Raw genomic sequence first — 13,422 nt, forward strand, 5'->3', positions numbered from 1 at the left:
TTGTATTCACGCATCACGTGCCTGCGCCCGCGTGCGGTGCGGAAAACCCGCTCCAGCCCGTGCGCTCGGCCTGTGGCGTGCCATGAGCCGTTGTCGTTTGGTGTTTTCACCAATCGGTTTCACGTCACTGGGAAAGCGCCGTGAAGGGTTTCGCCGCCTAGGATTCTACGAGCCGGTCATCACGCAAGCACCGGCATCGCATGGCATCCGCTACGGACTGCCAATAACCTAATTTCAATGCGGCACCCGGAGGAGACGATCTTGAAACGAAAAACCCTGGCCCTTTCCTTTGCTGCGGCAGGCCTGTGCGCCGCCACGCAAGTCCACGCGCAGTCGAGCGTGCAGCTCTACGGCCTGATGGACCTGAGCTTCCCGACCTACCGCACGCACGCCGACGCGAACGGCAACCACGTGATCGGCATGGGCAACGAAGGTGAACCGTGGTTCAGCGGCAGCCGCTGGGGCCTGCGCGGCGCTGAAGACATCGGCGGCGGCACCAAGATCATCTTCCGCCTCGAAAGCGAATTCGTGGTCGCCAATGGCCAGATGGAAGACCCGGGCCAGATCTTCGACCGCGATTCGTGGGTGGGTGTCCAGGACGACCGCTTCGGCAAGCTGACGGCCGGCTTCCAGAACACGATTGCGCGCGACGCGGCAGCGATCTACGGCGATGCGTATGGCACCGCGCAGCTGACCACCGAGGAAGGCGGCTGGACCAACTCGAACAACTTCAAGCAGATGATCTTCTACGCGGCCGGCCCGACCGGCACGCGCTACAACAACGGCGTCGCGTGGAAGAAGCTGTTCGACAACGGCATCTTCGCGGCCGCCGGCTACCAGTTCAGCAACTCGACGCAGTTCGCGACCGGCTCGGCGTACCAGCTCGCGCTCGGCTACAACGGCGGGCCGTTCAACGTGTCGGGCTTCTACAACCACGTGAACCACGACAGCTTCCGGAACCAGACGTTCTCGGTCGGTGGCAACTACACGTTCAGCATCGTGCGCCTGAATGCTGGCTACTTCCGCTACAACGGCGACCAGGGCGCGCTCGGCCAGCGCCACGACAATTCGTGGACGGTGTCGATGAAGATCGCGCCGAAGGGCCCGCTCGACTACGAGCTCGGCTACCAGCAGATGCGCGTGCATAACGCCGCGTTCAACGCGGACGGCTTCACGCCGAACGCGAACCTCGGCGGGTTCAGCCTGACGAACGGTGTCGGCAACGGCTACAAGGAAACGCTGTACGGCTCGGTGTTCTATCACCTGTCGAAGCGCACCGAGGTGTACCTGGCCGGCGACTACATGCGCCTGCACGGCGACTACAAGGTGTCGTCGACGTTCGGCTCGAAGAACCAGCTCGAGCTGACGTCCGGTATCCGTACCCGCTTCTGACCCCGCTTCCAACCCCGGACAGGGCGCCCCGCGCCCTGCCGGTTTTCTCTGTTCCCGGACGCTCCCTCGGGCACGGCGGCGCAACGCGTCGTCCGTGCCCTTTTTTTCGTCGCACGTTCCGTTCCCTTTTTCCGGTGCCAATCCGGCCCGCGCGCCGCACGGTGCGACAACCCGCTTGCCGCCCCGCGCCGTCCGTCCGGCGGGCGATCCGGGCCGGCGCGCGCATTTCGGCGCACATCGGCGCTTGACCTCGGCCGACCGACTCGCTAGCGTTTCGGGTTCGCCCGCCGCGGCGCCCGACCTCCGGGCGCGTCGCGGCCGGGCCCAGGATGGAAAAAGACGATGCAGAAACTCGATGCGGCGAGCCCGCAGGCGATGTCGACGGACTTCACCGCCGACAACGTCGCGCGCCTGAAGGCGCTGTTCCCCGAACTCGTGACCGAAGGCCCTGACGGCGCATCGGTCGACGTCGACGCGCTGAAGGCGCTGGTCGGCGATCGCACGGTCGGCGACGCCGACGAAAGATACGGTTTTCACTGGCACGGCAAGCGCCGCGCGCGCCAGGCCGCGCTCACGCCATCGACCGGCACGCTGCGGCCCTGCCCGGCCGACAGCGTCGCGTGGGACGACACGCGCCACCTCGTGATCGAGGGCGACAACCTCGACGTGATGAAGCTGATGCACAAGAGCTACGCGGGCAAGGTGAAGCTGGTCTATATCGACCCGCCGTACAACACCGGCAGCGATTTCGTCTATCCGGACGACTTCAGCGACAGCCTGCGCCACTACCTCGCGGTCACGGGACAGACGGACGGCGGCGTGAAGCGCAGCACCAACACCGAGGCGAACGGCCGGTTCCATACCGACTGGCTGAACATGATGTACCCGCGCCTGAAGCTCGCGCACGCGCTGCTGTCCGACGCAGGCGTGCTCGCCGTGCACATCGACGAGCACGAGGTGCATGCGCTCGTGCTGATGCTGCGCGAGATCTTCGGCGAGGAGAACGAACTCGGCGTCGCCGTGTGGGACAAGCGCAATCCGAAAGGCGACGCGCGCGGCGTCGCGTACCAGCACGAATCGCTCGTGCTGTTCGCGCGCAACGCGGAGGCGCTGCATGAAGCGACGCCGCTAAAGCGGCCGAAGCGCAACGCGCAGCGGATGCTCGACGCCGCGTACGACGCGATGCGCCGCAGCGGGACGCCCGCCGACGCCGCGCAGACGTACCGCGCGTGGGTCAAGGCGCAGACGAACCTGTCCGGCGGCGAAGTGATGTACGACCGGCTGTCGGAGAGCGGGCGCGTGTACCGCCTCGTGTCGATGGCATGGCCGAACAAGAAGAAGGCGCCGGACGAATACTTCGTGCCGCTCGTGCACCCCGTCACCGGCAAGCCGTGCGCGATGCCCGAGCGCGGCTGGCGCAATCCGCCCGCGACGATGCAGGCGCTGCTCGAGCGCGGGCTGATCGAGTTCGGCGCGGACGAAACCACGCAGCCGCAGCGGATCTACTACCTCGACGAGAACATGTACGAGAACGTGCCGTCGGTGCTGCCGTTCGCCGGCACCGACGACGTGCTGCTGAAGACGCTCGGCGTGCCGTTCGAGCAGCCGAAGCCGGTCGACTTCGCGGCGGCCGTGATCGGCTGGTGCACGCGCGGCGACGACATCGTCGTCGACTGCTTCGCGGGCTCCGGTTCGACCGGCCACGCGGTGATGCAGCTGAATGCGACCGACGGCGGCGCGCGCCGCTACGTGCTCGTGCAGCTGCCCGAGCCGCTCGACCGGCACGACAAGGCGCAGCAGGCCGCGGCCGAGTTCTGCGCGAAGCTGAAGAAGCCCGCGACGCTCGCCGAGGTGACCAAGGAGCGGCTGCGCCGCGCCGCGCAGCAGGTCGCGCGCGACTTCCCGGAAAGCGGCGGCGACCTCGGGTTCCGCGTGTACCGGCTCGACACGACCAACGTGATCGAGTGGGATCCGCGCCGCAACGACTTCGACCATGCGCTGTTCGCGTCCGTCGAGCACGTGAAGACCGGCCGCACCGACGACGACCTGCTCGCCGAACTGACGCTGAAGCTCGGCCTCGACCTGTGCACGCCGGTCACGCATCACGCGATCGCCGGCAAGACGGTCCACCTGATCGGCGATACGCTCGTCGCGTGCTTCGACGCGCGCGTGTCGCGCGACGACGCCGAGCCGCTCGCCGACGGGATCGTCTCGCTGCTCGACGCGCACGGCACGACGCGCGACGTCACGTGCCTGTTCCGCGACAGCGGCTTCGTCGACGACGTCGCGAAGCTCAATCTCGCCGCGCTGCTCGAGCAGCACGGCGTGAAGCGCGTGCGGAGCCTGTGATGCGGCTGCATTTCGAAGCGGACCTCGACTACCAGCGCGACGCGATCGACGCGGTCTGCGACCTGTTTCGCGGCCAGGAAGCGTGCCAGGGCGACTTCAGCGTGCTCGCGAATGCGGCGCCCGGCACGACGGCGAGCGCGCAGGCGGCGCTCGGCTTCGCGCTGTCGGAGCGCGGCGTCGGCAACCACCTGTCGATCACCGACGACGCGCTCGCGCGCAACCTCGCCGACGTGCAGCTGCGCGGCGGGCTGCCGCCGTCCGGCGACCCGGCCTCGCGCGACTTCACGGTCGAGATGGAGACCGGCACCGGCAAGACCTACGTGTACCTGCGCACGATCTTCGAGCTGAACCGCCGCTATGGCTTCACGAAGTTCGTGATCGTCGTGCCGTCGATCGCGATCAAGGAAGGCGTGCACAAGACGCTGCTGATCACCGAGGATCACTTCCGCGGGCTGTATGCGGGCGTGCCGTACGACTACTTCCTGTACGACTCGGCGAAGCTCGGCCAGGTGCGCCACTTCGCGGCGAGCGCGGCGATCCAGATCATGGTGATGACGGTCGCCGCGATCAACAAGAAGGACATCAACAACCTCTACAAGGACAGCGAGAAGACCGGCGGCGAAAAGCCGATCGACCTGATTCGCGCAACGCGGCCGATCGTGATCGTCGACGAGCCGCAGAGCGTCGACGGCGGCCTCGAGGGGCGCGGCCGCGAGGCGCTCGCCGCGATGGCGCCGCTGTGCACGCTGCGTTATTCGGCGACGCACGTCGACCGGCACCACATGGTGTACCGGCTCGACGCGGTCGACGCGTACGAGCGCAAGCTCGTCAAGCAGATCGAGATCGCGTCGGCGATCGTCGAGGACGCGCACAACAAGCCGTATCTGCGGCTCGTCGGCGTGTCGAACCGGCGCGGCGCGATCGCCGCGCGCGTCGAGCTCGATGTCGCGACCACGGCCGGCGTGAAGCGCCAGATCGTGTCGGTGACCGACGGCGACGATCTCGCGCGTGTGACGAAGCGCGACCTGTACGACGGCTTGCGGATCGGCGAGGTACATGCGGCGAAGGGTGCCGAGTACGTCGAGCTGCGCAGCCCCGCAGGCGAATCGTTCCTGTCGCTCGGCGAAGCGTACGGCGACATCGACACGCTCGCCGTGCAGCGCGAGATGATCCGCCGCACGATCCGCGAGCATCTCGACAAGGAGCTGCGGCTCTCCGAGCGTGGCGTGAAGGTGCTGTCGCTGTTCTTCGTCGATTCGGTCGAACGCTATCGTCGGTATGACGAGAACGGGATGCCCGTGAAGGGCGACTACGCGCGGATCTTCGAAGAGGAATATGCGCGCGCCGCGCGCGTGCCCGCATATCGCGCGCTGTTCGACGGTGTCGACGTCGCGCGCGAGGTCGAGGCCGCGCACAACGGCTACTTCTCGATCGACCGCAAGGGCGGCTGGACCGACACGAGCGAAAGCAGCGCCGCGAGCCGCGAGAACGCGGAGCGCGCGTACGGGCTCATCATGCGCGAGAAGGAAGCGCTGCTGTCGTTCGACACGCCGCTCAAGTTCATCTTCTCGCACTCGGCGCTGAAGGAAGGCTGGGACAACCCGAACGTGTTCCAGATCTGCACGCTGCGCGACATCCAGACCGAGCGCGAGCGCCGCCAGACGCTCGGCCGCGGGCTGCGCCTGGCCGTCGATCAGGATGGCGAACGGGTGCGCGACCCGGGCGTGAACACGCTCACCGTGATCGCGACCGAACGCTACGAGAGCTTCGCGGAGAACCTGCAGAAGGAGATCGAGGCCGATACGGGGATCCGTTTCGGGATCGTCGAGGAACACCAGTTCGCGGCGCTCGCGGTGCAGGAAGGCGACGGGCCCGCGCACGCGCTCGGCATCGAGCTGTCGCGGGTGCTGTGGACGCACCTGCACGAACACGGCTACATCGACGCGCAAGGCAAGGTGCTCGACCGGCTGAAGGATGCGCTGCGGCAGAGCGCACTCGTGCTGCCGGGCGCGTTCGAAGTGCTGCGCACGGCGATCGTTGCGACGCTGCGCAAGCTGTCGGGCCGCTTTGCGGTGCGCAACGCGGACGAGCGCCGCGCGGTTGAGCTGCGCCGCGACGCGGCGGGCAAGGCCGTCGTGCTCGGCGACGAATTCCGCACGCTGTGGGACCGCATCAAGCACCGCACCGTGTACCGCGTGCAGTTCGACAACACGAAGCTCGTGCAGGACTGCGCGGCTGCGCTGCGCGACGCGCCGGACGTCGCGCGCGCGCGGCTGCAATGGCGCAAGGCCGAGATCGACATCGGCCAGGCGGGCGTCGAGGCGATCGAGGTCGCGGGCGCCGGCACGGTGCTGATCGACGAAGGCGAGTTGCTGCTGCCCGACCTGCTCACCGAGCTGCAGGACCGCACGCAGCTCACGCGCCGCTCGCTCGCGACGATCCTCGCGGACAGCGGGCGGCTCGACGATTTCCGCGTGAACCCGCAGCAGTTCATCGCGCTCGCGGCCGACGCGATCAACCGCTGCAAGCGGTTCGCGCTGGTCGACGGCATCTCGTACCGCAAGCTCGGCGACCGCCACGTGCACGCGCTCGAATCGTTCGAGAGCGACGCGCTGACGGGCTACCTGCGCAACCTGCGCGTGGACGCGCGCAAGGCGATCCACGACGCGGTGATCTGCGAGACGGACGCCGAGCGCGCGTTCGCCGACGCGCTCGAGGCGCACGACGACGTGACGCTGTACGCGAAGCTGCCCGCATGGTTCAAGGTGGCGACGCCGCTCGGCAGCTATCACCCGGACTGGGCGGTGCTCGCACGCGAAGGCGGCGACGCGCGGCTGTACTTCGTCGTCGATACGCCGGGCGACGCCGACGACGGCGCGCTGCGCGAGCACGAACGCGCGAAGCTCGCGTGCGGCGAAGCGCATTTCCGCGCGCTCGCGGACGGTGCTGCGCCCGCGCGCTACGTGCGTGCGCGCAGCGTCGACGCGCTGCTCGGGGGCGCGGCGCAGGCGCTCGACGCAGGCTGACGCATGACGGCCACGGCGCGCCGATGCGCGCACCGTGTCGCCGGGCCGGCGGCAACTTCCGCCGGCCATCTCCCCGATCACCTCCCCCCGCCGCGGCCGGCATGACGCGCCGCAACAACGTTGTACGCGCCCCTTCTTCCATTGCCGTTCCGGCCAGCGCCGCGCGCATCGCCGCTCGCCTGAAAACTTGCGGCCGCAAGCGCCGTACCCGGCCGGTTACGCCTCGTTGCAAATTTGGAGCAATGTGTTGCCGGGCCGGCACTATGCTCCGGGCACCCACACAAGAAAGAAGGAGGGGTTTCCATGAATACCTTGTTCAAGGCGCTCGCGTGCGCGTCCGTCGCCGCGCTTGCGCTCACGGTGGCCGGTTGCGGCGGCGGCGATGGCGGCGGCAGCCCCAGCGGGCAGAACGGCACGCTGCACGTCGCGATGACGGATGCGCCGTCGTGCGGCTTCGATCACGTTTTCGTGACCGTGTCGCAGGTGCGCGTCAACATGAATTCGAACGCCGGCGACAACGACGCCGGCTGGTCGACGGTCACGCTGCCGGCGGCGCAGAAGATCGACCTGCTGTCGCTGACCAACGGCGCGCTCGCCGACCTCGGCCAGACCGCGCTGCCGGCCGGTCAATACCAGCAGATTCGCCTCGTGCTCGCGCAGAACCAGGGCAACACGCTCGCGAACTCGGTCGTGCCGACGGGCGGTACCGAGCAGCCGCTGCAGACGCCGAGCGCGACGCAAAGCGGCATCAAGATCATCAGCCCGTTCACCGTGCAGCCGAACACGCTCGTCGATCTCGTGCTCGACTTCAACGCGTGCAAGTCGGTCGTGCAGCACGGCAACGGCTCGTTTGCGCTGAAGCCGGTCGTAACCGCGACGCCGACCGTCGTCAGCGGCGCGATCTCGGGCTTCGTCGCGCCGACCGAAGCGGGCGCGACCGTGTATGCGGAACAGGGCGGCCAGATCGTGCGCGGCACGGTGGCCGACAGCACCGGCAAGTTCGTGCTGTCGCCGCTGATCCAGAGCTCGACGCAGGGCAACTACGACGTCGTGATCGTGCAGACCAATGTCGCGTCGGGCATCGTCCGTTCGGTGCCGGTGACCGTCAACACGTCCACGGCCGTGTCGACGTCGAACGTGCCGATCTCGCTGCCGGCCTCGACGATGAGCACGGTCAGCGGTACCGTGACGCCGAGCGCGACTGCGCTGGTGCGGGCGCTGCAGTCGGTCAATGCGACGCAGTACGAGATCACGTCGGCGAACGCGAACCTGGATACCGGCTTCTATACGCTGTCGGTGCCGACCGCCGCGCCGATCGTCGGCACGTTTACGGGTTCGCTGCCGGTCGCGCTCGCGGCGGTGCCGGCCGCCGCGGGCCAGTACACGATCGAGGCGGACGCGGCGTCGGGCGCGAAGCAATCGACGGCCGTCAACGCGACGACCAGCCAGACGAACGTCAATTTCGCGTTCTGACGATGTGAGCGCGACGCGCTCGTCGCGCAACGGAAAGGGCCGCGGTTCACATGCGGCCCTTTTTTTGCGTGCGCATTTCGCGCAGGCATGAGAAAGGGCGCCCTCGGGCGCCCTGTTCGTTGGTGCTTTGCAGCTGCGCAGCGCGCTTACAGCGTACGGCCGAACCCGTGATGCTTCGCGTGGTGCGTCGTATGCGCGGTGTGTGCAGTGTGCGCGGTATGGCCATGCGCATGGCCGCGGCCCGGCTGGTTGCCCGAGCGATCGGCGATCGTGTCCGAACGGTCGGCCGCGCGCGCCAGGCCCTTGTCGCGGTCGCCGGACTTGAAGCCGTTCGAATGGGACATCGCTTCGCCGCTCATGTGACCGCCGGCCATGCCGCCGGCGTTGCCGCCAACCCCGCCCGCGCCATGGCCGCCGCCGCCACCATTGCCACCGCCGTTACCGCCAGCCGCCGCGTGGGCCGAGACCGCGCCGAGCGCGAGAAGTGCCGCTGCGAGCGCGGACAGGAAGCGTCGTTGTTTCATCTTTTGCTCCTTGGAGCGCATTGAGGTGATTGCATTGTATGAATGCGCGAATTGTCTGCTGCAGCACGTTGTAAATATTCGTAACGCGGCGTTCCACACGCATTGATCAGATCATTGCGCGTGTGTTGGTGCGCGGTGGCGCGGCAGTTGAAACGCCGCGCGCGCGGCGCGACACTCGCGTTGTATCCCGGCACTGACTTTGAGCCGACGAAAGCCGCGTCCCGCACGCGTGCCGCGCGGCGCCCTGGAGGCCAGATGGATTCGCGCACCGCCGTATCGTCCCGTCCCGCGATCCCGCACACCGTGTGGGCGCTCGGCTTCGTCAGCCTGCTGATGGACCTGTCGTCCGAACTCGTGCACGCGCTGCTGCCCGTCTATCTGGTGACGACGATGGGGATGAGCGTCGCCGCGCTCGGCGTGCTCGAAGGCGCGGCCGAATCGACCGCGCTGATCGTGCGGATCTTCTCCGGCGCGATCAGCGACTGGTTCGGCCGCCGCAAGGCGCTGCTGCTCGCCGGCTACGGGCTCGCGGCGCTGACCAAGCCGCTGTTTCCGCTCGCGCACGGGCCCGGCCTCGTGATTGCCGCGCGGCTCGTCGACCGGTTCGGCAAGGGCATCCGCGGCGCGCCGCGCGATGCGCTGGTCGCCGACGTCGCACCGCCCGAGATCCAGGGCGCGTGCTTCGGGCTGCGCCAGTCGATGGATACCGTCGGCGCGTTCGGCGGCCCGCTGCTCGCGATCGCGCTGATGTTCGCGTTCGCGGGCCAGATGCGCACGGTGCTGTGGTTCGCGTCGATTCCCGCATTCGCGACGCTCGCCGTGATCGTGTTCGGCGTGCGCGAGCCCGATGCCTTGCGAGCGGGCCGTGCCCGCCCGTTCCGTTCACCGCTCGACAGGCGCGCGCTGCGCGCGTTTTCCGGACGCTACTGGTACGTTGTCGCGATCGGCGCGACGTTCACGCTGGCTCGCTTCAGCGAGGCGTTCCTCGTGCTGCGCGCGCAGCAGACCGGGATCGACGTCGCGTGGATTCCGTCGGTGATGGTCGTGATGAGTGGCGCGTATGCGCTGTCCGCGTATCCGGCGGGCGTCGTGTCGGACCGGCTCGATCGCCGCGCGCTGCTCGCGATCGGGATGGCGCTGCTGATCGCCGCCGACCTGCTGCTCGGCGCGCACGCGGACATCGCGACGGTGCTGACCGGCGTCGCGGTGTGGGGGCTGCACATGGGATTCACACAAGGGATACTCGCGGCGATGGTCGCCGATACCGCGCCGGCCGAATGGCGCGGCACCGCGTTCGGGCTGTTCAATCTCGCGAGCGGCGTCGCGATGCTGCTCGCGAGCGCGATTGCCGGGTGGATCTGGCAGCGCTTCGGCGCGCCCGCGATGTTCTACACGGGGGCGGCGATCGTGGTCGTGCCGCTTGCGATGTGTGCGTTTGCGCCGGGGAGGACCGTGCGCGTGAATTGACGGAAGCTGAATCGGAATGAAGTGGTCGGCGGACGCATGACCGAAGTCATGCGCCCGCCGCTGGCGCGCTTACTGCGCCGGTTGGACGCCCTGCGCGGTGGCGGCCTTGCGTTGCGCGGCCTGTTCTTCGGCGTGCTTCTTCGCCATGTGGTGACCGACGATGCAGCCGCCGACCGCGCCCACCACCGCATGGTGGCCTGCGTAGTGGCCGGCGACGCCACCCACGACCGCGCCTTTCATGCAGCCTGCCGCTTGCGCGCTGCCGATCGATGCGAGCGCGACGCCGGCGGCGAGCGCGAACAGCCTGATGTGTCGAATGGTGGTCATGCGATCACCCTCCTCGTCGTTGCGAGCCGGTTATTTGTATTAGTTGCGCGTATCAGTCCCAGCGGCCGCGATCGTGCCAGTCGCGCCCACGCCACTCGTGCTCGCGCCATTCATGGCGACGCCACTCGCGTTCGCGCCATTCGCGCGCACGCCAGTCGTCGTAGCGATAGCCGACCGGCGCATACGTGACGGGCGGCGCCGCATAGACCGGCGGCGCGACATACACCGGCGGCGGCGGCGCATACACGCCCGGCACGCCGATGCCGACCGCGACGTCGACGTGGGCCGATGCGGCACCCGACGCCGCGAGCACTGCTACACCGAGAACTGCACCGAGAAGTTTCTTGTTCATCTCGCTACTCCCTGCACATGACGTGCTTTCAGTGAACACGGTACGCAGTGTAGGCGGCGACTCCTGACACAGGTGCAACGGGTCTGCGAGACTGGTAACGGGTGTTTACGCGGGCTGCAAAGCGTTGTCGCACAAAGGAAAGCGGGCGGCACGATGCCGTTGCGCCGATGCGGCACGCGCCGTCATGCGTGGCGTTGCGCACCGCCCTGCCCGGCGGCACGCATCACCCGTGGTCACGCGCGCACGTCGCCCGGGCTGCGCAGCCAGTGCACGCTGAACAGCTGCGCGTCGTCGGTCCATACGGTATCGGGCACGAACCCTGCGCGGCGCGCGATCGCCTGGAAGCCGTCGATGGTGAATTTGTACGAGTTCTCGGTATGGATGCGCTCGCCCGCATCGAAGCGGAACGTGCGGCCGCACACGCGGACGGTCTGCGCGCGCTCGCTGACCAGATGCATTTCGATCCGCTGCAGCTGCGGATCGTAGAACGCGCAATGGGTGAAGGCGTCGAGGTCGAAATCGGCACCGAGCTCGGCGTTCGCGCGCGCGAGCAGGTTCAGGTTGAATTGCGCGGTTACGCCTTGCGCGTCGTTGTACGCGCGATGCAGCGTGTCCGGGTCCTTCACGAGATCGGCGCCAACCAGCAGCCCCCCGCCACGCAGCAGGCGCGCGGCATCGTGCAGGAACGCATCGGCTTCGTCCGGCGAGAAGTTGCCGATCGTCGAGCCCGGAAAGAAGCCGATGCGCCGGCGCGGCGACGCCGACAGCACGGCGAGCTCGTCGGCCTTCGTGTAGTCGGCGGCGAGCGGCGCGACGTCGAGCCACGGATACGCGGCGCGCAGCCGTGCGGCCGCGTCGTGCAGGTAGTCGGCCGAGATGTCGACCGGCACATAGCGCGCAGGCGCTTGCTCGGCCGCGAACGCGTCGAGCAGGATGCGGATCTTCTCTAGCGAGCCCGCGCCGAATTCGACGATGTCCGCATGCGGGCCGACGCGCCGCACGATGTCGGCCGCGTGTGCGCGCAGGATGCCGAGCTCGGTGCGCGTCGGGTAGTACTCCGGCAGCGCGCAGATCAGGTCGAACAGCGCGGAACCGGCCGCGTCGTAGAAGTACTTTGGCGGGATGCTGCGCGGCCGCCGCGACAGCCCGTCGATCAGGTCGCACTCGAACGCGCTCGGCCGCGGGTCGCGGGCTGCTTGCAGGCCACCGTGCGCGGCGCTCAGGTCAGACGTCTCTCGCAAGTCGCACTCCCGTGAATTGCCAGCGCGCGGCCGGCGGAAAGAAATTGCGGTACGTCGGCCGCGCATGCCCGGGCGGCGTCGCGATGCTGCTGCCGCGCAGGACCTGCTGGCCGACCATGAACTTGCCGTTGTATTCGGCCGCGACGCCCGCGAGCGGCCGGAAGCCCGGATACGGCTCGTATGACGAGCGCGTCCACTGCCACGCATGGCCCGTCATCTGCCGGATCCCGTCCGCGCAGTACGCGGCTTCCCATTCGAATTCGGTCGGCAGCCGCGCGCCCGCCCATTCCGCATACGCGGCCGCCTCGTAAAAGCTCACGTGGCACACCGGCGCGTCGGGCGCGAGCGGTTCCGCGCCATGCAGGCCGTATGCGCGCTGCGGCGCATCGTATGGCGGAGCCGGTTCAGGTTCGTCTTCGTCTTCGACGATCCAGTACGCGGGCGCGCACCAGCCTTCGCGCTGCACCGTGGCCCAGCCGTCCGACAGCCAGAATTCCGGGCGCGCATAGCCGCCGTCGGCGATGAACGCCGCGAACTCCGCGTTGGTCACGAGTCGATCCGCGATGTCGTAAGGCCGTAGCAGCGCCGTGTGCCGCGGCCGTTCGTTGTCAAACGAAAAGCCGTGGCCATCGTGGCCGATCTCGACGAGCCCGCCCGGCTGGCGCAGCCAGCGCAGCGTATCGGCCTCGCGCGTGTGGGCCTCGCGCGCACCGTCGCGCGGCCGGAACGCCGGCAGCAGCGGATTGCACGAGAACGCATGCAGCATGTCAGTGACGATCAGCTCCTGGTGCTGCTGCTCGTGATGGAGCCCGAGCTCGAGTTCCGGCGCGATCGTATCGAGCAGCGACGCATCCGCATCCGCGAGCATGCGCAGCATCGCGTCGTCGACGTATTGCCGGTACGCGTGCACCTCGTCGAGCGACGGACGCGTGAGCAGGCCGCGCTGCGGCCGCGGATGGCGCGGGCCGAGCGATTCGTAATAGGAGTTGAAGAGGAACGCGTACGCGTCGTCGAACGGCGCATAGCCGCCGACGCGGCGCATCAGCACGACCGTCTCGAAGAACCACGTCGTATGCGCGAGATGCCACTTGACCGGGCTCGCGTCGGGCATCGACTGCACGGCCTGGTCTTCGGCTGACAGCGTCGCCGTCAGCTCGACGCTGCCCGCGCGAACGTCGCGGTAGCGGCGCTGAAGCTGGGATGCAAGGAGGCTCATCGGTTTACCGTCCACGTCGCGAATAGCTGCGTTGCCGGAAACGAAAGCCCGCGCT

General features: G+C 68.4%; 10 protein-coding genes. 5 read left to right on the top strand and 5 right to left on the bottom strand.

Annotation, left to right across the window (positions count from 1 at the left end; all coding sequences use genetic code 11):
- The first annotated feature begins 237 nt into the window (after positions 1-237).
- The 4 genes from DID96_RS29965 to DID96_RS29980 all read left to right on the top strand — a co-directional run bounded on the left by DID96_RS29965 (position 238) and on the right by DID96_RS29980 (position 8,240).
- The gene (locus DID96_RS29965) at positions 238-1,392 is read left to right on the top strand and encodes a porin (RefSeq protein ID WP_124602849.1); all 1,155 of its coding nucleotides are present in this window, start codon (positions 238-240) and stop codon (positions 1,390-1,392) included.
- Positions 1,393-1,734: 342 nt separating this feature from the next.
- Positions 1,735-3,741, top strand: a complete 2,007-nt coding sequence (locus DID96_RS29970) for a site-specific DNA-methyltransferase (protein ID WP_124602850.1) — start codon at positions 1,735-1,737, stop codon at positions 3,739-3,741.
- Entirely contained in the window at positions 3,741-6,767 is a 3,027-nt protein-coding gene (locus DID96_RS29975) for a type III restriction-modification system endonuclease (RefSeq protein WP_124602851.1), read from the top strand. Before DID96_RS29970 ends, DID96_RS29975 begins: the two co-directional genes overlap by 1 nt.
- 303 nt (positions 6,768-7,070) lie before the next feature.
- A complete protein-coding gene (locus DID96_RS29980) occupies positions 7,071-8,240 on the top strand; it encodes a DUF4382 domain-containing protein (protein ID WP_124602852.1) in 1,170 nt (389 codons plus the stop codon).
- 146 nt (positions 8,241-8,386) lie between these two features.
- Here DID96_RS29980 and DID96_RS29985 read toward each other — a convergent pair whose 3' ends face one another.
- Positions 8,387-8,764 carry a hypothetical protein gene (locus DID96_RS29985; protein WP_124602853.1) on the bottom strand — a complete coding sequence of 126 codons (378 nt, stop codon included), beginning with the start codon at positions 8,762-8,764 and terminating at the stop codon, positions 8,387-8,389.
- A 255-nt stretch (positions 8,765-9,019) separates the two neighbouring features.
- Here DID96_RS29985 and DID96_RS29990 point away from each other — a divergent pair, with 255 nt between their 5' ends.
- Positions 9,020-10,231 (top strand): MFS transporter, encoded by a 1,212-nt coding sequence (locus DID96_RS29990; protein ID WP_124602854.1) that lies wholly within the window; start codon positions 9,020-9,022, stop codon positions 10,229-10,231.
- Between the two features lie 69 nt (positions 10,232-10,300).
- Here DID96_RS29990 and DID96_RS29995 read toward each other — a convergent pair whose 3' ends face one another.
- The 4 genes from DID96_RS29995 to egtB all read right to left on the bottom strand — a co-directional run bounded on the left by DID96_RS29995 (position 10,301) and on the right by egtB (position 13,367).
- A complete protein-coding gene (locus DID96_RS29995; protein WP_124602855.1) occupies positions 10,301-10,558 on the bottom strand; it encodes a hypothetical protein in 258 nt (85 codons plus the stop codon).
- Between the two features lie 52 nt (positions 10,559-10,610).
- Positions 10,611-10,910: a hypothetical protein gene (locus tag DID96_RS30000; protein ID WP_124602856.1), complete on the bottom strand. Its 300-nt coding sequence runs from the start codon at positions 10,908-10,910 to the stop codon at positions 10,611-10,613.
- Between the two features lie 233 nt (positions 10,911-11,143).
- Positions 11,144-12,151, bottom strand: a complete 1,008-nt coding sequence (egtD, locus tag DID96_RS30005) for an L-histidine N(alpha)-methyltransferase (protein WP_124602857.1) — start codon at positions 12,149-12,151, stop codon at positions 11,144-11,146.
- Positions 12,135-13,367, bottom strand: coding sequence for an ergothioneine biosynthesis protein EgtB (egtB, locus tag DID96_RS30010; protein ID WP_124602858.1), 1,233 nt, complete (start codon positions 13,365-13,367; stop codon positions 12,135-12,137). Before egtB ends, egtD begins: the two co-directional genes overlap by 17 nt.
- Between the last annotated feature and the right edge of the window lie 55 nt (positions 13,368-13,422).

This window comes from Burkholderia sp. Bp8963 (genome assembly GCF_003854275.1).
In the GTDB taxonomy this organism is placed as follows: domain Bacteria; phylum Pseudomonadota; class Gammaproteobacteria; order Burkholderiales; family Burkholderiaceae; genus Burkholderia.

Coding starts and splice junctions, on each gene's coding strand:
- DID96_RS29975 (WP_124602851.1), top strand. CDS start 3,741: ATGCGGCTGCATTTCGAAGCGGACCTCGACTACCAGCGCGACGCGATC.
- DID96_RS30000 (WP_124602856.1), bottom strand. CDS start 10,910: ATGAACAAGAAACTTCTCGGTGCAGTTCTCGGTGTAGCAGTGCTCGCG.
- DID96_RS29970 (WP_124602850.1), top strand. CDS start 1,735: ATGCAGAAACTCGATGCGGCGAGCCCGCAGGCGATGTCGACGGACTTC.
- DID96_RS29995 (WP_124602855.1), bottom strand. CDS start 10,558: ATGACCACCATTCGACACATCAGGCTGTTCGCGCTCGCCGCCGGCGTC.
- DID96_RS29985 (WP_124602853.1), bottom strand. CDS start 8,764: ATGAAACAACGACGCTTCCTGTCCGCGCTCGCAGCGGCACTTCTCGCG.
- egtB (WP_124602858.1), bottom strand. CDS start 13,367: ATGAGCCTCCTTGCATCCCAGCTTCAGCGCCGCTACCGCGACGTTCGC.
- DID96_RS29980 (WP_124602852.1), top strand. CDS start 7,071: ATGAATACCTTGTTCAAGGCGCTCGCGTGCGCGTCCGTCGCCGCGCTT.
- DID96_RS29990 (WP_124602854.1), top strand. CDS start 9,020: ATGGATTCGCGCACCGCCGTATCGTCCCGTCCCGCGATCCCGCACACC.
- DID96_RS29965 (WP_124602849.1), top strand. CDS start 238: ATGCGGCACCCGGAGGAGACGATCTTGAAACGAAAAACCCTGGCCCTT.